Annotated in this window: 22 protein-coding genes; 16 read left to right on the top strand and 6 right to left on the bottom strand. The window is 65.0% G+C overall.

All coding sequences use genetic code 11. The features are described from left to right. Positions 1-30: 30 nt before the first annotated feature. Complete coding sequence (locus QM615_RS05535) at positions 31-1,176, bottom strand: NAD(P)/FAD-dependent oxidoreductase (RefSeq protein ID WP_149405296.1); 1,146 nt, start codon at positions 1,174-1,176, stop codon at positions 31-33. Beyond that, positions 1,173-1,670 (bottom strand): Lrp/AsnC family transcriptional regulator, encoded by a 498-nt coding sequence (locus QM615_RS05530; RefSeq protein ID WP_094686552.1) that lies wholly within the window; start codon positions 1,668-1,670, stop codon positions 1,173-1,175. The genes QM615_RS05535 and QM615_RS05530 overlap by 4 nt, the downstream gene beginning before the upstream one ends. Positions 1,671-1,840: 170 nt before the next feature. Here QM615_RS05530 and QM615_RS05525 point away from each other — a divergent pair, with 170 nt between their 5' ends. From QM615_RS05525 to QM615_RS05510, 4 genes are all read left to right on the top strand, one after another. Next, on the top strand, positions 1,841-2,413 hold the full coding sequence (locus QM615_RS05525) for an antibiotic biosynthesis monooxygenase (RefSeq protein ID WP_149405297.1): 573 nt from the start codon (positions 1,841-1,843) through the stop codon (positions 2,411-2,413). A gap of 24 nt (positions 2,414-2,437) precedes the next feature. Then, a complete protein-coding gene (locus tag QM615_RS05520) occupies positions 2,438-3,205 on the top strand; it encodes a tyrosine-protein phosphatase (RefSeq protein ID WP_149405298.1) in 768 nt (255 codons plus the stop codon). Positions 3,206-3,221: 16 nt separating this feature from the next. Continuing rightward, positions 3,222-3,746, top strand: a complete 525-nt coding sequence (locus QM615_RS05515) for a peroxiredoxin (protein ID WP_149405299.1) — start codon at positions 3,222-3,224, stop codon at positions 3,744-3,746. Positions 3,747-3,975: 229 nt separating this feature from the next. After that, entirely contained in the window at positions 3,976-5,103 is a 1,128-nt protein-coding gene (locus QM615_RS05510) for a class I SAM-dependent methyltransferase (protein WP_149405300.1), read from the top strand. A 3-nt stretch (positions 5,104-5,106) separates the two neighbouring features. On the opposite strand, the gene QM615_RS05505 is transcribed toward QM615_RS05510, so the two are convergent. Beyond that, positions 5,107-5,532 carry a hypothetical protein gene (locus QM615_RS05505; protein ID WP_068051629.1) on the bottom strand — a complete coding sequence of 142 codons (426 nt, stop codon included), beginning with the start codon at positions 5,530-5,532 and terminating at the stop codon, positions 5,107-5,109. A gap of 197 nt (positions 5,533-5,729) precedes the next feature. Between QM615_RS05505 and QM615_RS05500 the strand changes: the two genes are divergently transcribed. Next, positions 5,730-6,578, top strand: a complete 849-nt coding sequence (locus QM615_RS05500) for a Bax inhibitor-1/YccA family protein (RefSeq protein WP_032404782.1) — start codon at positions 5,730-5,732, stop codon at positions 6,576-6,578. Positions 6,579-6,644: 66 nt separating this feature from the next. On the opposite strand, the gene QM615_RS05495 is transcribed toward QM615_RS05500, so the two are convergent. Both QM615_RS05495 and QM615_RS05490 read right to left on the bottom strand, forming a co-directional pair. After that, positions 6,645-7,865 (bottom strand): acetyl-CoA C-acetyltransferase, encoded by a 1,221-nt coding sequence (locus QM615_RS05495; protein ID WP_068051627.1) that lies wholly within the window; start codon positions 7,863-7,865, stop codon positions 6,645-6,647. A 71-nt stretch (positions 7,866-7,936) separates the two neighbouring features. Further along, a complete protein-coding gene (locus QM615_RS05490) occupies positions 7,937-8,950 on the bottom strand; it encodes an SGNH/GDSL hydrolase family protein (RefSeq protein WP_149405301.1) in 1,014 nt (337 codons plus the stop codon). A gap of 97 nt (positions 8,951-9,047) precedes the next feature. Between QM615_RS05490 and QM615_RS05485 the strand changes: the two genes are divergently transcribed. Next, positions 9,048-10,433, top strand: a complete 1,386-nt coding sequence (locus QM615_RS05485; protein ID WP_121870491.1) for a cystathionine beta-synthase — start codon at positions 9,048-9,050, stop codon at positions 10,431-10,433. Between the two features lie 53 nt (positions 10,434-10,486). Here QM615_RS05485 and QM615_RS05480 read toward each other — a convergent pair whose 3' ends face one another. Continuing rightward, a complete protein-coding gene (locus QM615_RS05480) occupies positions 10,487-11,659 on the bottom strand; it encodes an acyl-CoA dehydrogenase family protein (protein ID WP_149405302.1) in 1,173 nt (390 codons plus the stop codon). Between the two features lie 81 nt (positions 11,660-11,740). On the opposite strand from QM615_RS05480, the gene QM615_RS05475 reads away from it, so the two are divergent. From QM615_RS05475 to QM615_RS05430, 10 genes are all read left to right on the top strand, one after another. Then, a complete protein-coding gene (locus QM615_RS05475; RefSeq protein WP_149405303.1) occupies positions 11,741-12,913 on the top strand; it encodes a cystathionine gamma-synthase in 1,173 nt (390 codons plus the stop codon). After that, positions 12,910-13,686, top strand: a complete 777-nt coding sequence (locus tag QM615_RS05470) for a glutamate racemase (protein WP_149405304.1) — start codon at positions 12,910-12,912, stop codon at positions 13,684-13,686. Before QM615_RS05475 ends, QM615_RS05470 begins: the two co-directional genes overlap by 4 nt. A gap of 122 nt (positions 13,687-13,808) precedes the next feature. Continuing rightward, positions 13,809-14,993, top strand: coding sequence for an MFS transporter (locus tag QM615_RS05465; protein ID WP_149405305.1), 1,185 nt, complete (start codon positions 13,809-13,811; stop codon positions 14,991-14,993). A 197-nt stretch (positions 14,994-15,190) separates the two neighbouring features. Beyond that, complete coding sequence (mdo, locus tag QM615_RS05460; RefSeq protein ID WP_094639073.1) at positions 15,191-16,462, top strand: NDMA-dependent methanol dehydrogenase; 1,272 nt, start codon at positions 15,191-15,193, stop codon at positions 16,460-16,462. A gap of 73 nt (positions 16,463-16,535) precedes the next feature. Further along, positions 16,536-17,573: a MadB family AAA-type ATPase gene (locus QM615_RS05455; RefSeq protein WP_149405306.1), complete on the top strand. Its 1,038-nt coding sequence runs from the start codon at positions 16,536-16,538 to the stop codon at positions 17,571-17,573. After that, a complete protein-coding gene (madC, locus tag QM615_RS05450; protein WP_149405307.1) occupies positions 17,570-19,087 on the top strand; it encodes a MadC family VWA domain-containing protein in 1,518 nt (505 codons plus the stop codon). The genes QM615_RS05455 and madC overlap by 4 nt, the downstream gene beginning before the upstream one ends. 185 nt (positions 19,088-19,272) lie before the next feature. Beyond that, complete coding sequence (locus tag QM615_RS05445) at positions 19,273-20,460, top strand: iron-containing alcohol dehydrogenase (RefSeq protein WP_262498312.1); 1,188 nt, start codon at positions 19,273-19,275, stop codon at positions 20,458-20,460. Further along, entirely contained in the window at positions 20,457-21,812 is a 1,356-nt protein-coding gene (locus QM615_RS05440) for a MadS family sensor histidine kinase (protein WP_068051604.1), read from the top strand. The genes QM615_RS05445 and QM615_RS05440 overlap by 4 nt, the downstream gene beginning before the upstream one ends. Before the next feature lie 23 nt (positions 21,813-21,835). Then, positions 21,836-22,489, top strand: a complete 654-nt coding sequence (locus QM615_RS05435) for a MadR family response regulator transcription factor (protein ID WP_032405004.1) — start codon at positions 21,836-21,838, stop codon at positions 22,487-22,489. 151 nt (positions 22,490-22,640) lie between these two features. After that, the gene (locus tag QM615_RS05430) at positions 22,641-23,654 is read left to right on the top strand and encodes a helix-turn-helix domain-containing protein (protein ID WP_149405309.1); all 1,014 of its coding nucleotides are present in this window, start codon (positions 22,641-22,643) and stop codon (positions 23,652-23,654) included. Positions 23,655-23,767: the final 113 nt, after the last annotated feature.

Here is a 23,767-nt window from a genome sequence, read left to right as displayed (position 1 = left end):
AGTTTTCGTGCACGTGGCGCGAAGCGCCTCTCACCCGAAGCGCTGTGGAGCCACGTCGCCCGGCCGTAGTCCACGCTCGGTCACATCGACCGGAAGTGGTTGCCGCCGTATCAGAGACGCGCCCACTCTGGCCAGCGCCGCACACGTCTGGATTCCGTATCCGCCCTGACCGGCGCACCAGAAGAAACCTTCGACTTTTCGATCGAAGCCCACGACCGGGGTGCGATCGGGAACGAAACTGCGCAGACCCGCCCAGGACGAGCGCAGATGCCTTCCTGTCAGCGTGGTCGCCTCGGCGATGTCGTCGAACGCCCGCGCGATCTCCAGCTCGTCCGGGCGCGCATCACTCGGTTCGGTGGGCGTCTCATCCGCAGGCGAACACAAGAGTTGTGCGCCTTCGGGTTTGATGTAGAACTTCTCGTCCATGTCGCTCAACGTCGCAAGGTTCGCGGTGTCGAGATCATCGGGTGCGGCGACCATGAACACCGACCGACGCATCGGCACGAGTCCGACGGGATCGGCTCCCGCCATCGCCCCGAGAACATCCGCCCACGCGCCTGCTGCGTCGACGACGAGCGGCGCGGTGTGGACCGACCCGTCCGTGGTGTGCACGTGCCACAGTCCGTCGATGCGTCGCAGTCGCGTCACACCTGCCCCGGTGTGGACTCGACCACCTCGATCGCGCAGCCCCCGCACGAACCCCTGATGCAGCGCGTGTACGTCGACCTCCATCGAATGTGGTTCGTACAGTGCACAATCGATCAGTTCGGAACGTAGCGGCGGAAAGAGCGTCTGCGCGTCGGCCGGGGATACCAGTTGGGCGTCCGGGGTCAGTCGGCTGACGTCCGCGTACATTGCCTCCAGCGCGTCACCTCGGCCGCTGGCCGCGAACTGCAGCAGCGGACGCGGGGCGAGCAGTTCGGATCGGAAGTGTTCCGGCGGGTTCGTCAGGAATTCTCGACTCGCCGTCGTCAGAGCGCGAATGGTGCTGTTGCCGTAGGTCTCCAGGAACAGTGCGGCCGAGCGGCCGGTGGTGTGGAAGGCCAGGGTCTTCTCGCGCTCGAGCAGCGCGACGCGTCGGTCGCTCGCGAGTTCGTATCCGAGCGAGACACCCGCGATTCCGCCGCCGATCACGATGACGTCGGTGGAGTTCGGATCTCGCTCGGGCGTGGTCATGGATTGCTTCCGTTCGTTGTCTCTGCGGTCCACTGCGCGCCCGGTCCGATCGCCTCGTCGAAGATCAGCCAGGTTCGCGTCGACAGTATCCCGTCGAGTCCCTGCAGCTTGTCGAGTACCAGATGGCGTAGCGCCGAGGTGTCCGGAGCTCGCACCAGAACGAGTGCGTCGAAGTCGCCGCCCATGAGGCTGACGTGTTCGACGAACGGAAAGGTGCTCAGGTCGTCGGCGACGGCTCGCCAGGAATCCTGCCGAATGGACAGTGCCACATAGGCCGACGCGCCGAACCCCGCCTTCTCGTAGGCGATGCGTGCGGTGAATCCCTCGATGACACCTTCGTCGACGAGGCGGTCGACGCGCACGTAGGCGTGCGCCCGCGAGATGTGGGTGGCCTCGGCCAGGGCGCGCATGGACATTCGGCCGTCGCGGCTGAGCTCGGTGACGATGCGTCGGTCCACGTCGTCGAGACGGTACTCGGGTCGGTGCTGTGCCATCCGTCCACTCCAGGTCGCTCGGAAAGGGTCTGTGTAGACGAATTGTCACATCTTTCGTGGCCATGAGCCATCGATCTTCGATTCGGCTCTCGATTTGAAAGTCGGTCCATCTGGCCGCACTCTGTGTAGAACACATCGATCCGCGACGAACACGCGCAGAAGGGGTAGTCATGACCACGACCGACACGCTCGATCACGTCACGACCTCGGTCGCACGACGCGTTCGACAGGGATACGAAACAGACTTCGTGGAGTGGACCGATCACGGGATGGATCTGGTCCGAACCTTTCCCGGATTTCTCGGTGGCGGCTGGCTGCGCAGTTCCGGTGATTCCAGCGACTATCACGTGGTGTACCGATTCGAGACCCACGACGACCTCGACGCCTGGCTGCGCTCGGATGCCAGGCGCACCTGGCTCGCCACCGGCCGTCCCATCGCCGACGACGTTGCGACCCATCGACTCTCCGGTGTGGAGGGATGGTTCGAGCCGCAGTCCAACCTCACCGACGCCGTTCGGGTGATCGGTGGACCGCCGCCGCGGTGGAAGCAGGCGATCTCGATCGGCGTGGCCTTCTACGCTGTCAGTCTGCTCGTCAACATCGTTCTCACTCCGCACCTGACGGACCTGAACGTGGCTCTGCGCACCGCACTGGTGGTGATGATGTGCACGCCGCTGATGGTCTACGTGGTGATGCCGTTCGTCACCGCCCGGCTACGGCGGTGGCTGGTACCGCACTCGTAGCTTCACCTTCGATAGGGTCGAAGCATGCCCGACGCCCCGGTACACGATCAATTCGCCCTCGACGGGGCCTGGAACTTCCGTGATCTCGGCGGTGTGCGTACCACGGACGGGGCGACGGTTCGGCCCGGATTGTTCTATCGCGCATCCGAATTGAGCGGGTTGACCGAGGTCGGGCAGCGCGTTGTCGCGGATCTCGGCATCCGTACCGTGTTCGATTTTCGCGGTGATGCGGAGGCCGAGCGAAGCGGTGTCGACAGGGTTCCCGCCGGCGTCGAGTCGATCTCCGTGCCGTACGAGAATCTGAAGGGCGAGCGAGCCCCACACGAGGCGGCGCCGATTCACGACGAGCAGAGTCAAGTGGACTACATGATGCGCGCGTACGCGTCGTTCTCGACTCTCGACGGTGCGTCGCATGCGATCAAGCGGGTGGTGGACGAGATCGTGGGGCGTCGCGGCGGCGTCCTGGTGCACTGCGCAGCGGGCAAGGACCGGGCAGGGTGGACGGTCGCGACGGTGTTGCGGGCGGCCGGCGTCGACGAGGACGACATCGTTGCGGACTATCTGAGAAGCAACGACGCGGTGGAGCCATTGCTCGCCCACGTCCGCCGGACCTGGACCGGACTCCACGACGTTCTGCCCACCGAGGCGATACTGGGAGTTCGCGCGTCCTATCTGGAGCACGGCCTGGAGGTCATGGCGAGGTCGCACGGCTCGTTCGACGGGTACCTGAACTACCTGGGCATCGATCGGGATCTCCGACGACGTCTGACTGCTTCGCTCGTACAGGACTGAGCGGTAACCTCGCCCCATGCGCATCGGAAAGACCGCCCCGGACTTCGAGTTGCCGGACCATTCCGGTGAACTGCGTGCGCTTTCCGACCTGACGGCGTCGGGTCCGGTCGTCCTGTTCTTCTATCCGGCGGCCAACAGCCCCATCTGCACAGCCGAAGCGTGTCACTTCAGGGATTTGGGCACGGAATTCGACAGATTCGGCGCACAACGTGTGGGCATCAGTACCGACACCCGAGATCGCAACCATCATTTCGCGCTGCAGAGGTCGTTCGACTTTCCGCTCCTCTCCGATCCCGACGGGGCGGTCGCCGAACAGTTCGGAGTGCGTCGAGGCGGGTGGTTCACGCGGCGGCGTCGGCTTCGAGAGTTCGAACGCGGCCACTCGAACGCGGGCCGTCGCGGATATGTGAGGCAGTTACTGTCCGTGAAGCGGACGACATTCGTGATCGATCGGCACCGAGTGGTGCGGATGACGGTGCGGAGCGAGCGCGGTCACGTGCATGCGACCAAGGCGCTCGAGTACCTGCGCTACCTGTCGTGAGAGTTGCTCGTTACGTTCCGAACGTCATTCGTTCGCGCCGCTGAACAGGGCGGTGTAGACGGCAGGCTTCGAAGCTTCGGCGTGTGCATCGGTCGATGCATCGTCAGGATGGCTGAAGAGTGCCTCGTTCTTGTCTTTGTGTTCCATTCCCCGAGCATGCCCCTGATTCGCCGCAATAGCCACTCGCCGCGCGGGCTGTCGTGGGTGCGCAGGGTGGGATACTGCTCGGGTGCCCGATGAATCCCTGTTCGACGCCCTCCGCCGTGAGCCCGACGCCGAGGCACCCAACCTCCATGCCGTCGACGCCGCGGACCGCCTCGTCCTCGATACCGTCGACGAACTCCCCGGAATCGACAGGACGATGCCGATCGCGGTGATCGGCGACAGGTACGGAGCCATGACCCTCGGAGCCGTTTCTCTCGGTTTCACCGCGGTTCGCGTTCATCAGGACGCCGTCACCGGCGCGCGGGCACTCGAGCTGAACGCCGCGCGGGTCTCGTTGTCGGACTCCTACACCCAGCACGACCTGGGTGCCGAACTGCTGACCGGCGTGGGCACAGTACTGATGCAGTTGCCACGAAGTCTGGCCGAACTCACCGAGATCGCCGAGCACATCGCGGCACACGCGTCGGCGGACGTCGTCGTCCTCGCGGGCGGGCGAGACAAACACATGACCCCCGCGATGAACGACGTCCTGAGAAAGTCGTTCGAGACCGTCACGGCCGGCCGCGGCCGGCAGAAAGCCCGAGTGCTCACCGCAACCGGGGCGGTGGCGTCGGGCATGACGTATCCGGTGAGCAAGCGGATTGCCGATGTCGACATGACGGTGGTGGCGCACGGTGCGGTGTTCGCGGGGGCCGGCCTCGATATCGGAACTCGTTTTCTGCTCGAGTACATACCGAAGATGCTGCCGCGAGCTCGCAACGCCGTCGATTTGGGTTGTGGCACAGGAATTCTCGCCACCGAGCTGGCTCGGGCCAGGCCTGATCTCGAGGTGATCGCGACAGATCGCTCGGCGGCAGCGATCGCATCGGCAGCGGCCACTGCGGCGGCGAACGGGACGAAGATTTCGGTGGTCGCCGACGACGCGATGTCGACCTTCGAATCCGAATCGGTCGATCTGGTGGTCTGCAATCCACCGTTCCACGAGGGTGCTGCGGTACACACGGGCGCGGCGAGCAAACTGTTCGCAGCCGCCGGTCGGGTGCTGCGACCGGGCGGACAGATGTGGACGGTCTACAACACGCACTTGAACTACCGGCGTGAATTGGCCGACGCGGTGGGTCCCACCGATCTCATGGGCCGCAACGGCAAGTTCACCGTCGCTCGCTCGGTACGCCCGAGCGAGCAACGATGACTGTCAGGTGACCGGGCCGCCGTCTTCGGGAGTTCCGTCGATCTGTCCCCGGTTGCGCCCGAGGTCCTCGACGAGGGTGCCCTCGACGATCTCGGCCTGACGCTGGCCTTCCGCGTAATCGATGTCGGGATCCTCGTCGGATTCCTCGACGACGTGGTCGACGAGTTCCTCGGTCAGTTCGTCGTCGGGAGTCTCGGTGATCGGGCGGTCGAGCTCCTCCTCGACGGCGATGTCGGGTTCTTCCTCGCTGAGCTTGAGATCCAGGCTCTCGCCCTCGGCAGCCTCGCGAGCGGTGGTGCCGAAGCTGTTGGCCTCGCTCCAATGGTCGGGGGGATCGACCACGGTGTCGCCGTCGTCGTTGCGCACCTCGTCGGAGTCGACGCTTTCACTGGGGTCCAAGGTCTGGTCGGGTCCGTCTTCGATTGCCATTTCCTCATACTGCCCGTTTCGATTCGGTGTCACACACGCGGTCGTCTCCGCGTGTGTGCCCGGTACCCGGTAGAGTCCGTTTTGTCCGTCGTAGAAGTTCTCCGCTCGGGAACTTTTGTCCGGATGTCAGACGTTCTACTGATGACCGACGGGGAGATCCCCGGTGGGGATCAGAACTTACGAAGGGAAGAGACACGGTGCGCACCTCCAGCAACCCGGTGTTCCGCAACCTGCCCAAGCAGCAGGGCGGCGGATACGCCACATTCGGATCTGCGACGGCTGGAGCCTCGCAGGCCGCAACCTTCGGCCAGCATCCCGGAACGCAGGCCGATCCGTACACGACGCAGCCTGCTCAGCGGGCCATGACGATCGACGACGTGGTCACCAAGACCGGCATCACCCTCGGTGTGCTGAGCGTGACGGCGATCATCTCGTACCTGCTCGTCTCAAACAACACCGACTTGGCCATCCCGTTCGTCATCGGCGGTGGCTTGATCGGCTTCGGTCTGGTCATGTTCGCGACCTTCGGCCGCAAGATGGACAACAAGGCGATCGTGCTCGCGTACGCCGCAGCCGAAGGCGTGTTCCTCGGTGCGCTGTCGCTCATGTTCACCGGCGTCGAGTTCGGTGGGGTCGGTGGATCCGCCCTCATCGGCCAGGCAGTCCTCGGTACGTTCGGCGTGTTCTTCGGCATGCTGATCGTCTACAAGACCGGTGCCATCCGCGTCACCCCGCGCTTGACCCGCATGGTCGTCGGTGCCCTCATCGGTGTCGTCGTGCTGATGCTCGGCAACCTCGTCGCCAGCTTCTTCATGGAGGACGGCTTCGGACTTCGCTCCGGCGGACCGCTGGCCATCATCTTCAGCCTCGTCTGCATCGGCATCGCGGCGTTCAGCTTCCTGCTCGACTTCGACCAGGCCGATCAGCTGATCCGCGCACAGGCTCCCGAGAAGGCAGCCTGGGGCGTCGCCCTCGGTCTGACCATCACGCTGGTCTGGCTGTACGTCGAGATCCTGCGTCTGCTGAGCTACTTCCAGAACGACTAGTGCTCACGCGAAAAGCCCCGCCACTCCATCGAAGGAGGGCGGGGCTTTTTCGTTGTGTGTCTCGGATCAGCTGAGGCGCTCGAGCACCATCGCCATACCCATGCCGCCGCCGACGCACATGGTCTCGACGCCGAACGTCTTGTCGTGCGTGGTCAGGTTGTTCAGCAGCGTGGTGGTGATGCGCGCACCGGTCATGCCGAACGGGTGGCCGATCGCGATGGCACCACCGGAGACATTGAGCTTGTCCTCTTCGATGCCGAGGTCGCGCGCCGATCCGAGGACCTGGACTGCGAAGGCCTCGTTGATCTCGAACAGGTCGATGTCGGAGATGGACATGCCCGCGATCTTCAGCGCCTTACGGGTCGCCTCGATGGGTCCGAGGCCCATGATCTCGGGGGACGTGCCGGTCACGCCGGTCGAGACGATGCGGGCCAGCGGGGTCAGGCCCAGTTCCTTGGCCTTGGTGTCGCTCATGATGACGAGCGCTGCTGCGCCGTCGTTGAGCGGGCACGCGTTACCGGCGGTGATGGTGCCGTTCGGGCGGAAGACCGGCTTGAGCTGGCTGATCTTCTCGTAGGTGGTGCCGGCGCGAGGGCCGTCGTCGGTGTTGACGACGGTGCCGTCGGGCAAGGTCACCGGGGTGATCTCCCGCTCGAAGAAGCCTGCGTTGATGGCCTCTTCGGCGCGGTTCTGGCTGCGGACGCCCCAGTGGTCCTGATCCTCGCGGGTGATGCCGGTGAGCAGCGCGACGTTCTCGGCCGTCTGGCCCATCGCGATGTACGCATCGGGCAGCTCGCCGTTCTCGCGGGGATCGGTCCAGCTGTCCGCGCCCTCTTCCTGCGCCTTCTTGGTGCGGGCCTCGGCGTCGGCGAAGATCGGGTTGTGGCTCTCGGGCAGCGAGTCGGAGCTGCCGTGGACGAAGCTGGACACGCTCTCGACACCAGCGGAGATGAACACGTCACCCTCGCCTGCCTTGATCGCGTGCAGCGCCATGCGGGTGGTCTGCAGCGAGGACGAGCAGTAGCGCGTGATCGTCGTTCCGGGCAGCGAGTCGTAGCCGAGCTGCACTGCGACGATACGAGCGAGGTTGTTGCCCTGCATGCCGCCGGGCAGACCGCAGCCCAGGAGGAGATCGTCGATGTCCTTCGGGTCGAGCGAGGGCACCTTGGCCAGCGCGGCGGCGACCATCTGGGCGGTGAGGTCGTCGGGACGAATGTCCTTGAGCGAACCCTTCATCGCCCTGCCGATCGGTGAGCGCGCGGTGGCGACGATGACTGCCTCTGGCATGAGATCTCCTTCGAATCGATACTGCGTGACTACAGTGCTACCGCCGGGTAGGCGATGTCTCCCGTCCGAACTTACAACCCCGCCGATTCGTCACCGGCACGACGTACGAGATCCTCCGACGCAGTGACGATCTCGGCATCGAGCTCGGCGCTTCTCCGGCGCAGGAAGCGATCGAACGCGGCCGTCGCGCGGGGGATGGCCTTGCGTGATTCGGCGACAGCGGACACGGTCGGCAGCTCGGGCAACGGGCCGCCGTGCCACACCCCCAACGCCGACGCGAGTACCGGCAGAATCTGCTGAGCGGCGAGCTCGTACCCCGCGGCCGACGGGTGAAAACGGTCGGCCGAGAACATCGTGTCGGGCGCTGCCAGGAACTCGGGGGAGAGCAGATCTGCCAGAGCCACCGGATGGCCACCGGCGCTGAGAGTCCTGGCCGTCTGGGCATTGGCGAGACGTCGACCCCAATTGCGGACGACGGTGCGCAGCGGCTGCGGGATAGCCGTCACGACACCGAGATCGGGGCACGTGCCCACTGCCACGACGCAGCCCTTGGCCGTCAATCGTTCGACGGCGTCGCCCAGCCGAGCCGCCGACGCCGGGATGGAGAACTTCTTGGTGACGTCGTTCGCGCCCACGAAGATGACCGCCGCGTCCGGGGGCGGGCCCGCGACGAACATCGCGTCGACCTGGCCTTCGAGCCCCTTCGAGGTGGCACCGGCAATCGCTTTGGTGCTCAATCGAATTCGTTGCCCGGTTTCCTCGGCCAGTCCGCGGGCGATCAGTACGCCGGGAACTTCGTCGGCTACGGTGCAGCCCACGCCGGCAGCGGTGGAGTCGCCGAAGATCATCAGATGAATATCTGCTGAATTTCCCATCCGCCACCGTTCCGGGGCCGCGCATCCCGCGGTGTAGACGCCGTCCGCCTCCGGTGGCTTGGCGGTGGTGCGCCCGATGACGCCGCGGGCCGCCGCGGCCTGCGCCATCAGATGTCGGTACGCGGCCCAGGATGCAGTCCCTGCTCCGGAGCCTGCAAGTACTGTCGCGGCGCTCGCTTTAGCAGCGGTACGCCATCCGCTCGCCGTCACAGATCGATCCCTCTCCTCGTGCCGTTGTGACCATCGTATGCGGGGTATCGACGGCCGTGACCGAGAGTGAAATAGGTGCATCTGGGAAGATGGAGCAATGCGCATCGCACAGCACATCACCGAACTCATCGGCAACACCCCGTTGGTGAAGTTGTCCACCGTCGTCGGCGACGGTGCAGGCACTGTCGCGGCCAAGATCGAGTACCTCAACCCGGGTGGTTCGTCCAAGGATCGCATCGCGGTGAAGATGATCGACGCGGCCGAGGCAGCAGGGGAACTGAAGCCCGGCGGCACCATCGTCGAGCCCACGTCCGGCAACACCGGCGTCGGTCTCGCCCTGGTCGCTCAGCAGCGTGGCTACAAGTGCGTGTTCGTGTGCCCCGACAAGGTCGGCGAGGACAAGCGCAACGTGCTGCGCGCCTACGGAGCCGAGGTCGTCGTCTGCCCCACGGCTGTCGCACCCGACGACCCCAACAGCTACTACAGCGTCTCCGATCGACTCGTCCGCGAGATCGACGGAGCCTGGAAGCCCAACCAGTACTCCAACCCGGCCGGCCCGGCCAGCCACTACGAGACCACCGGTCCGGAGATCTGGGCCGACACCGACGGCAAGATCACGCACTTCGTCGCAGGCGTCGGCACCGGCGGAACCATCTCCGGCACCGGCAAGTACCTCAAGGAGGTCTCCGGCGGCAAGGTCAAGGTCATCGGCGTCGACCCCGAGGGCTCGGTCTACTCCGGCGGAACCGGGCGTCCGTACCTCGTCGAAGGTGTCGGCGAGGATTTCTGGCCGACCGCCTACGACCCGTCCATCCCGGACGAGATCATCGCCGTCTCCGACAACGACTCGTTCGACATGACTCGGCGTCTCGCTCGCGAGGAGGGCCTGTTGGTCGGCGGTTCGTGCGGCATGGCTGCCGTCGCCGCGATCCAGGTCGCCGAGCGCGAAGGTCCCGACGCCCTCGTCGTCGTACTGCTGCCCGACGGCGGCCGCGGCTACCTGGCCAAGATCTTCAACGACTCGTGGATGTCCTCGTACGGCTTCCTGCGTTCGCGTCTGGACGGCAAGACTCACGAGACGTCCGTCGGCGAGGTGTTGCGCGGAAAGTCCGGCGCATTGCCGGATCTGGTGCACACCCACCCGTCGGAAACCGTGCGCGACGCCATCGAGATCCTGCGCGAGTACGGCGTCTCGCAGATGCCGGTCGTCGGTGCCGAGCCTCCCGTCATGGCAGGCGAGGTTGCCGGCAGCGTCACCGAACGCGATCTGCTCAGCGCAGTCTTCGAAGGTCGCGCCGCGTTGGCAGACCCCGTTGCCAAGCACATGAGCGAGCCGTTCCCCCTGATCGGTGCCGGCGAAACCGTCTCCGACGCCACCAAGGCACTCGGCGAGTCCGATGCGCTGATGGTCGTCGAAGAAGGCAAGCCCGTCGGCGTCATCACTCGCCACGATTTGCTCGGATTCCTCAGCAAGGGTGCCTAGCGGCAGTGGTGCGGTTGAGCGCCCCAGGGGGCACTCAACCGCACCACTGCGCGTCAGCGCACTGCGCTGGTGCCGGTCAGTGCCTGGCCGATCACGAGTTGATGGACCTCGGATGTGCCCTCGTAGGTGAGGACGGATTCGAGGTTGTTGGCATGACGGAGTACCGGGTATTCCAGCGTGATTCCGTTGGCCCCCAATATCGTTCGACATTCACGAGCGATCTTGATGGCCTCGCGCACGTTGTTGAGCTTGCCCAGTGACACTCGCTCGCCCGGCAGTTCGCCCTTGTCCTTGAGCCGGCCAAGATGCAGTGCGAGCAGCTGACCCTTGCCGAGCTCGAGGGCCATGTTCGCGAGCTTGGCCTGAGTGAGCTGATATCCGGCGAGTGGCTTGTCGAACACCGCGCGGGTCTGCGAGTACTCGATCGCCGATTCGATGCAGTCCCGCGCCGCGCCCATCGCGCCGAAGACGATGCCGAAGCGTGCCTCGTTGAGGCAACTCAGAGGTCCGCGCAGACCGCTGGCCTCGGGCAGCATCGCGTCGGCAGGCAGTCGGACGTCGTCGAACACCAATTCGCCGGTGATCGAGGCACGCAGTGACAGCTTCTTCTTCACGGTGTTGGCGGTGAATCCCGGTGTATCGGTGGGAACGACGAATCCGCGGATCTTGTCGTCGGTCTGAGCCCACACGACGGCGACGTCGGCGACGGGTCCGTTGGTGATCCACATCTTGCTGCCGTTGAGGATCCAGTCGTCACCGTCGCGCTTGGCGCGGGTGAGCATGCCGCCGGGGTTCGATCCGTAATCGGCCTCGGTGAGCCCGAAGCAGCCGATCAGCGATCCCTCGGCCATGCCCGGGAGCCACTGCTGCTTCTGCTCCTCGGAGCCGTACTTCCAGATGGCGAACATCGCGAGCGAGCCCTGCACCGAGACGAGCGATCGGATGCCGGAGTCGATCGCTTCGAGCTCGAGGCAGGCCAGGCCGTACGCCGTCGCGGACGTTCCGGCGCAGCCGTAGCCCTCGAGGTGCATGCCCAACAGGCCCAGCGAGCCCAGCTCCTTGGCCAGCTCGCGCGCCGGCACCGTGCCCTCGTCGAACCAATCGGCGATGTGCGGACGAATGCGCTCGTTACCGAACTTGCGGACTGTGTCCCGGATCTGACGTTCCTCGTCGTCGAGGAGTGAATCGATCGCGAACAGTTCGTCGACGCTCTGGGAGTTGGCCACGGTGCCTCTTTCCGCTGGGGGTTGTCTTCGCAGGTTACCCACGCCCCCGCGCGGCGACGCAGGCCGATTAGGGTGGAGGCCATGAGTGAGCAGCGCAGCAAGGCAGACAACACCTCCTGGCAGGGCTTTTCCACGAAGGCAGTGCATGCCGGATACGAGCCGGATCCGCTGACCGGCGCGGTGAACGTGCCGATCTACGCCAGCTCCACCTTCGCTCAGGACGGCGTCGGCGGCATGCGCAGTGGATTCGAGTACGCGCGCACCGGCAATCCGACGCGTCGGCCGCTCGAGGCCAATCTCGCGGCCATCGAGTCCGGCACCTACGGTCGCGCGTTCTCCTCCGGCATGGCGGCCACGGACTGCCTGTTGCGCTCGGCGCTGCGTCCCGGTGATCACCTCGTCATCCCCAACGACGCCTACGGCGGCACGTACCGGTTGATCGACAAGGTCTTCACCCAGTGGGGCATCGAGTACTCGGTGGCCGCAGTGTCGGACGTGGACGAGGTGCGCTCGGCGATGCGTCCGAACACCAAGCTCGTCTGGGTCGAGACGCCCACCAACCCACTGCTCAACGTCGGAGACATCGAGGCATTGTCGGGCGTTGCGCACGAGGGTGGGGCCAAGCTCGTCGTCGACAACACCTTCGCGTCGCCGTATCTCCAGCAGCCTCTGAGCCTCGGTGCCGACGTGGTGCTGCACTCGACGACCAAGTACATCGGCGGACACTCCGATGTCGTCGGCGGCGCTCTGGTGACCGACAGCGAGGAACTGGACACGGCCTTCGCGTTCCTGCAGAACGGCGCGGGTGGCGTTCCCGGACCGTTCGACGCGTTCCTGACCTTGCGCGGCATCAAGACTCTTGCGCTGCGGATGGAGCGACACAGCGACAATGCCGAGAAGATCGTCGAATTCCTCGACGGGCATCCGGCCATCTCGCAGGTCATCTACCCCGGACTCGAATCTCACCCGTCTCATGCTGTCGCCGCGAAGCAGATGCGACGGTTCGGCGGGATGGTCTCCGTTCGTCTGGCCGGTGGCAAGCAGGCTGCGCTGGACTTCTGCGCGAAGACCGAGATCTTCACGCTCGCCGAGTCTCTGGGCGGCGTCGAATCGTTGATCGAGCATCCCGGTGCGATGACCCACGCCTCGACGGCCGGTTCGTTGCTCGAGGTGCCCGACGATCTGGTGCGTCTGTCGGTCGGGATCGAGGACGGTGCCGATCTGGTCGGTGACGTCGAGCAAGCGCTGGCATGATCGTCGCACTGATCGACTCGGGCCTCGGGATGCTCCCGACGGCTGCGCGGTTGCGACAAGCGCGCCCCGAGCTCGATCTGGTGCTGATGATGGACCCCGACAACGCTCCGTGGGGACCCAAACCCGATGGGTGGGTCGTCGATCGAGTGGTCGCCACCGCCCAGCATGCCGTCGAACTCGGTGCCGAGGTGGTCGTGCTTCCGTGCAACACCGCCAGTGTGACGGCGCTGAGTCACGTTCGGGCCGCGCTCGGTGACACGATTCCGGTGGTGGGTACCGTTCCGGCGATCAAACCCGCTGCAGCGGTGAGTGATCGGATAGCGATCTGGGCGACGGCGGCCACGACCGCGAGCGCCTATCAGGGGCGTTTGATCGAGCAGTTCGCCTCGCACCGAACGGTGACGAGTGTGGCGTGCCACGGTCTGGCGGATTCGATCGACCGTGGTGACGAGCGGGGGATCGGTGCCGCTATCACCGCGGCCGTGGCCGCGACACCCGCGGACGTCGAATCGATCGTGCTGGGTTGCACGCACTACCCACTGGTGTTGGACCGGATCGTCTCGCAGCTGCCGCGCGACGTCACGATGTTCGACAGCGCCGAGGCGGTGGCCAACCAGACGGTGCGACGCGTCGACGAAGTCGGTTCGAGCGGTTCGGGCACCGGCTGCGTCTCGGTGTGGTTGAGCGGAATCGAGGGCGACTTGCCTGCGAGCGCGCAGCGGTACCGCGAAGGAAAACTGCTGCGGGGCGACGCACGAGCCGAGCAACACTGACCGTCGGGGAATGCCGGGCGCTCCCGAGCGTTGTCTTTCACTGAGCTAACGGTTACTGCGGTGAAGGGAAATACATGGTCGGCGTGGGCACTCGGACTCCAGTGGAACGGACGGCGGTGCGCATGCCGCATCGGTACGCGTTCTGGGTCGTCGGCGTCGCCTTCCTGGTCCTGATGGCCTCGGCGTCGGCACCGTCGCCGCTGTACCCGGTGTACCAACAGGCCTGGGGATTCAGCGCTCTCACCCTCACGGTCATCTTTGCCGTCTATGCGGTCGCATTGCTGTCCACGTTGCTCACCGTCGGTAGTCTGTCGGACCACATCGGGCGCAAACCCATTCTGATCGCCTCACTGGTTCTCCTTGCGGTCAGCTTGATGCTGTTCATCGTCGCCGACAGCGTCCCGGTACTCCTCGCGGCTCGCGTCGTGCAGGGAATTGCCGCGGGTGCGGCCACCGGTGCGCTGAGCGCAGCCGTCATCGACCTGCAGCCCGACGCGTCCACCGGACCGTTGCTCAACAGCGTCGCGCCCTCCCTCGGCCTGGCAAGCGGCGCGCTCGGGGCCGGATTGCTGGTCCAATTGGCACCTGCGCCCGACATCTTGGTGTTCGCATTGCTGATCGGCGCGGCACTGACTCTCGCAGTGGCATTGCTGTTCGTCCCCGAGACCTCGGCACTGCGTGGCTTCGATTCCCGCCGTCACCTCGCCTCGACCCTGCTGCCGAGGATGTCGATCCCCACGTCGGTGCGGGCACCGTTCCTGCTCATCGCTCCCGCTCTGTTCGCGACCTGGTCGCTCGGCGGGTTTCATCTCTCGCTCGGGCCGTCGATCATCGGCACGGTGTTCGACGTGGACAACCACATAGTGGGCGGGTTGGAGATCTTCGCGATGTTCGCCTCGGGCGCGGTGGCAGCTGCAGTGGTACGCAACGGGTTTCCCCGCACCGTGATGATGATCGGGGCGACGGTGTTGGCGGCAGGCGTCGCGCTCTCCCTGGTGTCGGTGCAGATCGAGTCGATCGTGCTGTACTTCGTCGGGGCTGTCATCGCCGGATCGGGCTGGGGAGCAACGTTCCTCGGTTCTATGCGCACGCTCGGCGCGCTGGTCCCCGCAGCGGAGCGAGGTGGGGTGTTCGCCACGACGTTCGTCATCAGCTACCTCGCGTTCAGCCTGCCCGCCGTGGTCGCCGGGCTGGCCGTGCATCGCCTCGGCCTGAGCACGACGGTGCAAGTGTACGGAGGGTTCGTCATCACGCTCGCGCTGATCTCGGTTCTCGGATTCTCTCTGGCGCAGCGGCGAGATCGATAGTGCACCAAAGCTTGTGAGTTCTCCTCTGCCGAGGGTGAGCGAGTACTCCTACCCGATCGGGTAGTTCGGTCGAGTCGTTGGCAGGGTTCCCGCCTCGAGGTGTTCCCACGCGGTACCGGGCAGGGGAGTGTGGTCATCAGTGAGACGCCGATCACAGAAGAAGGCGTCTTGTACTCACACTCACCGAGGAGACACCGATGGTCATCGAGCTCAACCAGATCTGGGAATTCCCCATCAAGGAGTTTCACCCGCTGCCGCGCGCCAAGCTGGGAGTCGGCGCCCACGACATGATCGGTGTCGAGGCCAAGGAACTCGGATTCAAGCGCTCGCTGCTGGTCACGACCGGTCTGCGCGGATCGGGCATCATCGAGGAACTGATCGGCAAGATCGAGTACCAGGGCGTCGAGGTGGTCCTCTACGACAAGGTCGAGTCCAACCCCAAGGACTACAACGTCATGGACGGTGCCGCGCTGTACCAGAAGGAGAAGTGCGACAGCGTCATCTCCGTCGGTGGTGGCTCGAGCCACGATGCGGCCAAGGGCATCCGCGTCGTCGTCGCCCACGACGGCCGCAACATCAACGAGTTCGAGGGATTCTCCAAGTCGACCAACAAGCAGAACCCGCCGCACATCGCCGTATCGACCACTGCCGGAACGGGTTCGGAGACATCCTGGGCCTACGTCATCACCGACACCTCGGACATGGAGAAGCCGCACAAGTGGCTCGCCTTCGACGAGGCGTCGACACCGACGCTGGCACTGGACGACCCGCTGCTCTACTACACCTGCCCCCAGCAGTGGACCGCGTTCTGCGGCTTCGACGTCCTCGCCCACGGCGCAGAGCCGTACGTCTCGCGGCTGGACTTCGCGCCGTCGCTGGGCAATGCGATCTACTCGATCGGGCTGGTCTCCAAGCATCTTCGTGAAGCTGTGTACGACCCGGGCAACCTGAAGGCTCGCGAGGGCATGATGAACGCCCAGTACATCGCCACACAGGCCTTCAACTCCGGTGGACTCGGCGTCATCCACTCGATCTCGCACGCGATCAGCGCCTTCTACGACAGCGCGCACGGCCTCAACAACGCCATCGCTCTACCGCGCGTGTGGGAGTACAACCTGCCCTCGCGTTACGAGCGCTACGCCGAGATCGCCGTGGCCATGGGCGTGGACACGAAGAACATGACCACCGTTCAGGCTGCCGACGCGGCAGTCGAGGCGGCCATCAGGCTCGCAAAGGACGTCGGAATTCCGGACAACTTCGGATCGATCCGTTCGGCGACGTACGACAAGAACCGGATGAACACCGGCAAGTACGCCGGCAAGGGCGACGTGATCAAGGGCGACGAGAAGTCGGTTCTGAAGATCTCCGAGCACATCCAGGAAGACTGGTGCACCCCGGGCAACCCCCGTGAGGTGACCGTCCAGTCGATGATTCCCGTCGTCTCGCACGCGATCAACGAGTCTTACTGATGCTTCGCAGTGGTGCGGTTGTGTGCCCCGGGCGGCGCACAACCGCACCACTGCGCCGCCTGAAAGGAAGCACATGACCTCGCTGTCGACAGTGCGTAGCGACGACACCGGCACCGTTCGATTCACCGACGCCGCCGATCTGCAGCGCGCGCTCGGAGAGCAGGACTACATCGCGGACGACGATCTCGCCACCGTGGTGCATCTGGCGACAGCACTCGATCGCCCACTGCTGCTCGAAGGCCCCGCGGGCGTGGGCAAGACCGAGCTGGCGAAGTCCCTGGCCGCGGCGAGCGGACGCAAGCTGGTGCGCCTGCAGTGCTACGAGGGTCTCGACGACAATCGGGCCCTCTACGAGTGGGACTACGCCAAGCAACTTCTGCACGTGCAGATGCTGCGCGAGCACATCGGCGCACTCACCCAGCACGTCACCGACATCGACGACGCCTCGAAGATGCTCGCCGCCAAAGACTTCGGCCTCTACTCCGAGCCCTTCCTCGCCGTGCGGCCCCTGTTGGAATCGGTGCTCTCCGAGGAGCCGGTGGTGCTCCTGGTCGACGAGGTCGATCGCACCGAGGAATCGATGGAGGCCTTGCTGCTCGAGGTGCTTGCCGAGAAGCAGGTGACGATCCCCGAGGTCGGTACGTTCACCGCGCGCAGCGATCCGTGGGTGATACTGACCTCCAACGACACTCGTGAGCTGTCGTCGGCCCTCAAACGTCGCTGTCTGCATTTCCATCTCGATTATCCGACCGCGGCGCGTGAGCGCGAGATCGTCACTGCTCGTGCCCCCGAGGTGCCCGCGCACATCGTGTCCGAGATCGTGGAGCTGGCAACGGAATTGCGTGAGCTACCGCTCCGCAAGAGCCCGTCGATCTCGGAAGTGATCGATGCGGCTCGTATCGCCTCGGTCCTCGGTCATACCGAAGACACCCGCAAGTACCTGCTCGCGGCCCTGGTGAAGTACTCGTCGGACATGAAGATCGCGCTGGCCGGACCGGTCGCAGAAACACCCTCTGCAGCAACATCACTCGGAACGGTCGTCAACACGACCGCGTCGGCCTTCAGAGGGCACGGTGGACGCGACAAGGGTGGCATCGGAATACGACGATGACCGTGGCACAAACGTTCTCGGCATCGGTGGTGCTCGATGTGCTGGCTGCGGTGTTCGGGCGCACGCTCAGGCGCTTCGGAGTAGCGGCGTCGCCGGCAGAGGTCATCGAGGTACGACGCGTCCTCGGACTTCTCGGGGCACGTGACCTGGCGGTGTTGCGCGCGGCCTTGCGTGCGACGTGCGCCAAGTACGACCACGAACAGCACGGTTTCGATCTGGCCTTCGAGTCGATGTTCAGGGCACCCGTCGAGAGCGCCATGGACGAGCATCGTTCGCCACTGGGAGCGCAGGTAGCAGGCGGATTGCCGACGGACCTGGACGTCGGCGCAGACCAGGAAGCGGCCAAATACGCCGAATACAACGAGCGTGCGGTCGAAATCGGTGATCTGCTCGACGCCCCGGAAGCGGACAAGGGCTTCAACCCGCACAAGGACGACGACGACATCAGTCTCTCGTCCGAGGACCACGATCTGTCGATCGACACCGACGGCGACATGGGTCGACGGGGTGTCACCTACACCGTCGACCTGGAGCGGTCCGGGTCGACGGCGGCCGGGGAGTTGGCGTCGAGCACCAGCGGAGCTGTTGCGGGACAGCTGAACTGGGAGGATCCGGCGAGCATCCTGGCGTGGTTCGATGCTTACGATCCGAGTAGCGTCTACGGCGACGGGGGTGATTCCGGTCCACTGAGTGCTGCGATGCTCGACCGCATCACCGATGCCGTCGAGGCTTTCGTCGCGGCGCTGGGGGATGTGACGGGGACGATGTCGTCACCGGTGCCGGTCGACGGCGCGGCGCAGGCGATCGGCCGGCACGCCGAGATCGAGCGCGCGAGTCACGAAGTGCTCAAACACATGCGGGGCACTCCTCGCCCACGACCACGCGAACATTCACGCGGACCGCTCGACATGCGGCGCACTGTCCGGTCCAGTCTGCGTACCGACGGCATCCCGTTCCGTCTGGTGACGAAAACCCCTGTGCCGGGCAAGGTTCGGTTGCTGGTGCTGGCGGACGTGTCGTTGTCGGTTCGGCCCATCACCGCGTTCACCCTGAGGCTTGCGCAAGCCATGCATGCGCGCGCACACCGATGCACGGTGATGGGGTTCGTCGACGCACCGGTCGATGTGACTACCACCTTGCTCGGCAGTACCGGCGACGGCGCACTGGCCGCGGTGCTCGCGGACGCGCGGCTGGACCTCGAAGCGAGCAGCGATTACGGCAGAACCTTCACCGATCTGTTGCAGTCACACCCGGAAGTCCTGGACAAGCGCACCGCGGTCATCATCGTCGGCGACGGTCGGTGCAACGGACGCCCGGCTGGCCTCGAGGCCCTGGACGAGATCCGGTCGAAGGTGCACCGCATCGCGTGGATCACCCCCGAAGCTCGTCGTTACTGGGCGCAGGCAGCGTGCTCGATGGAGGACTACGAGCGAATATGCGACCGGGTCGTCGTCGCGCGGGATGGCGAACAATTGACCTCGCAGGCGGCCGAACTGGGCCATGCGCTGTCCTGACCTGACCGATCGTGCCGCCTACCTACCCGATCGGGCAGGTAGGAACCTGGCCCGGTGCTGGTGGGATCGGATCAGCCGTACTCGTAAGGTTGTAACCTGAATCACAGGTCCGAGAGTTCTGGGATCGATGGACAGCGAGGGTGTGAACGGTGGACCAGGCAGCTACGGCGGACGTCGGCAAGGCGCTGCACGACCTCGATGCACAGCGCAGCCGAGCCGAGACGTCACGAGTTCTCAAATTCCACGCACCCGAGATCGTGTTCGGTCCGGATTCGCTGGGCGAGGTCGCGCACGCGACATGTCGTCTCGGTGGGGTCCGGCCGATGCTCGTCACGGACTCGGGGTTGATCGAGAGCGGCTGGGCCGGGCAGCTGGTCGACCTACTCGTTGACCAGGGCCTCGACCCCCAGGTCTGGAGCGCGCTCACGCCCAATCCCAAGGATGTCGAAATCGAGGCCGGGCACGGCTACTACGCAGAGAACGGTTGCGACGTGCTGGTGGCGATCGGCGGTGGGTCGGTCATGGATGCGGCCAAGGGGATCGCCATCCTCGCGGGCAACGGCGGCAGAATCCTCGACTACGAGGGCGTCGATCAGGCCACTCGGCCGATTCCCCCGCTGGTGATGGTGCCCACGACATCGGGCACCGGGGCCGACGTCTCGCAGTTCTGCATCGTCACCGACACGGCGCGCTCGACCAAGATCACCATCCTCGGCCGGGCACTCGTTCCCGATATCACCGTGATCGATCCGATGTTGCTTACCACGATGCCCGAATGGCTCAACGCGGCAACCGGTTTGGACGCTCTGACGCACGGAATCGAGGCATTCGTCTCGCTGGGGCACAACCAGCTCACCGACCATCATGCACTTCGGGCCATCACCATGGTGATGTCGCAGTTGGCGCGCACCATCGACGAGCCCACCGATATGGCCGCGCGTGGTTCGATGGCGCAGGCAAGTCTGGAAGCCGGTCTGGCGTTCACGAATGCGATTCTCGGTGCCACCCATGCCATGAGCCATCAGGTGGGAGGACTCCTCGACCTCCCGCACGGGGTGATCAACGGAGTGCTGCTGCCGCATGTCATTCGTTTCAACGCCGCGGAGGATCCGTTGCCCTACGTGGCCATCGCGACGAGCCTCGGATTGCCGGAAGGCAGAGCCAGGCCGGAGGAAGCCGCCATGGCTGTGGCGGACCGTGTCGATCGCCTTGCACGTCAGGTCGGCGTTCCCACCGGTCTGGCACAGATCGGTGTCCGCGAGTCCGATCTGGATGTGTTGGCCACCAACGCTTTACATGATGCCTGTATGTCCACCAATCCTCGCTCCGCCACGCACCGCGAGATGGTCGATCTGTTCAGGAGTGCGCTGTGACGTCCGGACCCGACCTGTCGCTGCTGACGGGGCTGCGTTCGGGCAAGAACACGTTCTACCCCCAATATCGTGGCGCGGCCGAACGTTTGGAGCGCGTCGTCTATGCGCTGGAGTTGATTTCACGGGCACTGGTTCGGACGGTCGACGGGCCCGAGACGCTGGTGTGCGCGGTCGCGGAAGCAGCTCGTGCCCATCTGAGCGCACGCTGGGTGGTCTTCGCTCTTGCCGATGGCGCTCTGCCGGATGCCGGTCCTCGTCGACTCGTGCTCGGACCGGACGCCACGCCGTTTCTGGTCGACAACGTCGAGGGGCCACCGTTGCCGGACGACGTCGTCGACTGCCTCGAGTCGATTCGACAGTCGACGTGCGGCGATGGGCAGACACCGGTTATTTCCGCTCATCACGCCTTCGTGCCGATCGCGTTCGACGGAGGCGTTGTGGGTGCTTTCGCGGCGTGGACCGGAGAGCAGCGGGTGCTCGACGCCACCGACGCAGCGGTGTTGAGCATTCTGGCCAGTCAAACGGCGGTGGCGCTGCAGAATTCGGCGCTCTTCCAGAGTCGACGGCAATTGCTCGAGCGGACCGAGAGTGCCTATGCCCAGGCGAACCGCACAGCGGCCGATCTCGCAGCCCGCAATGCCGAACTGTTGCTGACACAGCGGCAATTGGGTGCCGCGCACCGCCATCAGGTCCTCGACGACGAACGCCACCGCATCGCTCGCGAATTGCACGACAGCGTCACTCAGGCCGTGTTGTCCGCTGGTATGCAGATCGAAGTGTGTCGCAGCGAGATCTCGGCCGAAGAACGCAGCGACAGATTGGATCTTGCGAAGGATCTGACGCGTCGAGCTGTGGAGCAACTGCGGTCGGCGATCTACGCGCTCAATCATCCGCAGGACGCGGATCGAACGTCGCTTCCCGAAATGCTCGAACAGCTTTCCGTGGTCCACATGCCCGACGAGTTGCAGGTCTCGTTGCGTGTGGAGGGAACCCCCGTCGAGCTGAGCAGCGAGTGTGAGCATGCATTGCTCCGTATCGCCGGCGAAGCATTGTTCAACACAGCGGTGCACGCGCACGCGTCGCGGGCGATTCTTCGGTTGACCTATTCGCTCGATCAGGTGCAGTTGTCGATCGCCGACGACGGCGACGGCGATCCGGCCCACCTGCGAATGATGCTGCACCTGGCCGAGTCCACCGATGTCGACGGCCGCCACCGCGGATTGGCGAACATGGCGGCCCGCACCCGTGAACACGGCGGGGTCTTCGAGATTCGCCGCGCCCGAACCGGGGGTGTGCGTGTGGCAGTGCGCATTCCCTTCCAGGAAAGATCCGAGAAGGGCGAAACACAGTGAGCGTTCCGACGGTTCGCACGGGCATGGGGCAGGTGGCGGCACCTACTGTCCGCATCGTCCTGGTCGACGATCATGCAATTCTGCGCGACGGGCTGCGTTCGGTGCTCGAGCGCGAGTCGGATCTGACGATCGTGGGGGAGGCGTCGACGCGGGAGGAGGGATTGGCCGTCGTCGCGCGGGTCGAGCCCGATATCGTGCTGATGGATCTCAAGCTCTCGGCCAGTTCGGATTACGAGGGCCTTGCCTTGTGCGCACAATTGGCCAAGGCGCACAACGGAATCGGATTACTGGTGCTCACAACTTTCCTCGACGACCGACTCGTGGTGGAGGCGGTGCACGCCGGTGCGCGCGGATACGTCGTCAAGGACGTCGATACCACCGAACTGGTGCGGGCGATACGTGCTGTCTCGCGAGGCGAGAGTGCCTTCGATTCGCGCAGTGCCTCGGCTGTCGTGCGATCACTCAACGGCACCCCGAGCAGCATCGAGCGGCTGACCGAGCGCGAACTCGAAGTACTCCGGTTGCTTGCGACGGGCCTGTCCAACAACATGATCGGGACCCGCCTGTTCATCTCGGCAACGACGGTGAAATTCCACGTCAGCAACATCATGCGCAAGCTCGCAGTGTCTCGGCGAGCCGAGGCCGTGTACGCGGCGAGCAAGCAGGGGTTGATCTGAGCGACGCCCAAACATCCGAAGGTGCGGGGAAGCTCTCCGCGCCCCACCCCCCGGTGTGAGGAGAGTGCACACATTTCGTAACGCAAATGCCTCGGATGGCTTACGCCCAGGGCTTACCGTGTGTGCACTCGAACCTAGCGCGGAGTGCATCATGACGTCGTATTGGACAACCCGGGGACTCGGCCCGGCCGATCAGATGAGCTATTGGGCCGATGTTCTCTGCCAGGCATTCACGCCGCTGGCACCGTGGCGATCCCGGGACCACGTCGAACACAGTTCGTCACGTTCAGGACTCCCCGGATGGGTGCGCTCCGCGGCGATCGGGGGTGGCAACGCAGCGGAGATCGCTTCCTGCACACAGCGAATCGATCACGGAAAACGCGAGGTAGCCCGCGCGGACGAGGATGTCGTCTTCGTCAATCTGCAACTGGACGGGCACTGTACGACCACTCAGGACGGGCGGCAGTGCACGGTCTCCCGAGGTGAGTTCGCCGTCGTCGACTCGACTCGCCCGTACCGGCTGGAGTTCGTAGAGCCCGGCAACGACGAACTGTGGCGAGTGCTGTCCTTCCGACTGCCGCGCCCTCTGCTGGCTGATGTGGTCGGTCCGTCGGCAGCGACGACTGCGCGGCGTTTCGCAAGCTCGTCGGGTTCTGCTCGGCTGCTCAGCTCGTTGATGGTGGAGACCTGGCGGACCGATTCCTCGCTGCAGACCGCCGAGCGGCAGATGATCGGAGCGGCCCATGTCGATCTGCTGCGTGCCGTACTGGGAGGGACACAACGGCGCACCGGATGCTCGTTGGAGACCGACGAAGCACTTCGGGTCTCCGTCGTTCGGTACATCGACTCCAGGCTTGCATTCGGCCGAGTTCCCGCCACCGATGCGGCCCGCCATGTCGGGGTATCGGTACGCACGCTCCATGCCCTCTTCGAGAGGACGGGAACCACGTTCGGTGCCGTCGTCCGTGAACATCGCGTCGAAGCGTGTCGGCGTGAGCTCGCCGATTCTCGGGACACTCGATCGATCGGAACGATAGCGGCAGCGTGGGGATTCTCGGATTCCGCCCATCTGGCCAAGACCTTTCGATCGCGCTTCGGATGCAGTCCGGTCGAATACCGCGCGTTGGTGCAGACAGGGGAAGTGCCGCAGTCGGCGCAGGGGTGAATCTGTTTGTTCGACAATGCAGAACGGTACCGATGACGGCGCAGTCCGGTACAAGACCGGGATGCATCGGGCGATGAAACATGGTGGGTAGGGCAGCGTCGCCCGATTCCGTT

The organism is Rhodococcus sp. IEGM 1341 (assembly GCF_030056895.1).
Classification (GTDB): Bacteria; Actinomycetota; Actinomycetes; order Mycobacteriales; family Mycobacteriaceae; genus Rhodococcoides.
Note: the sequence above shows the minus strand (reverse complement) of the source record. Positions and strands in the feature narration are given on the sequence as shown.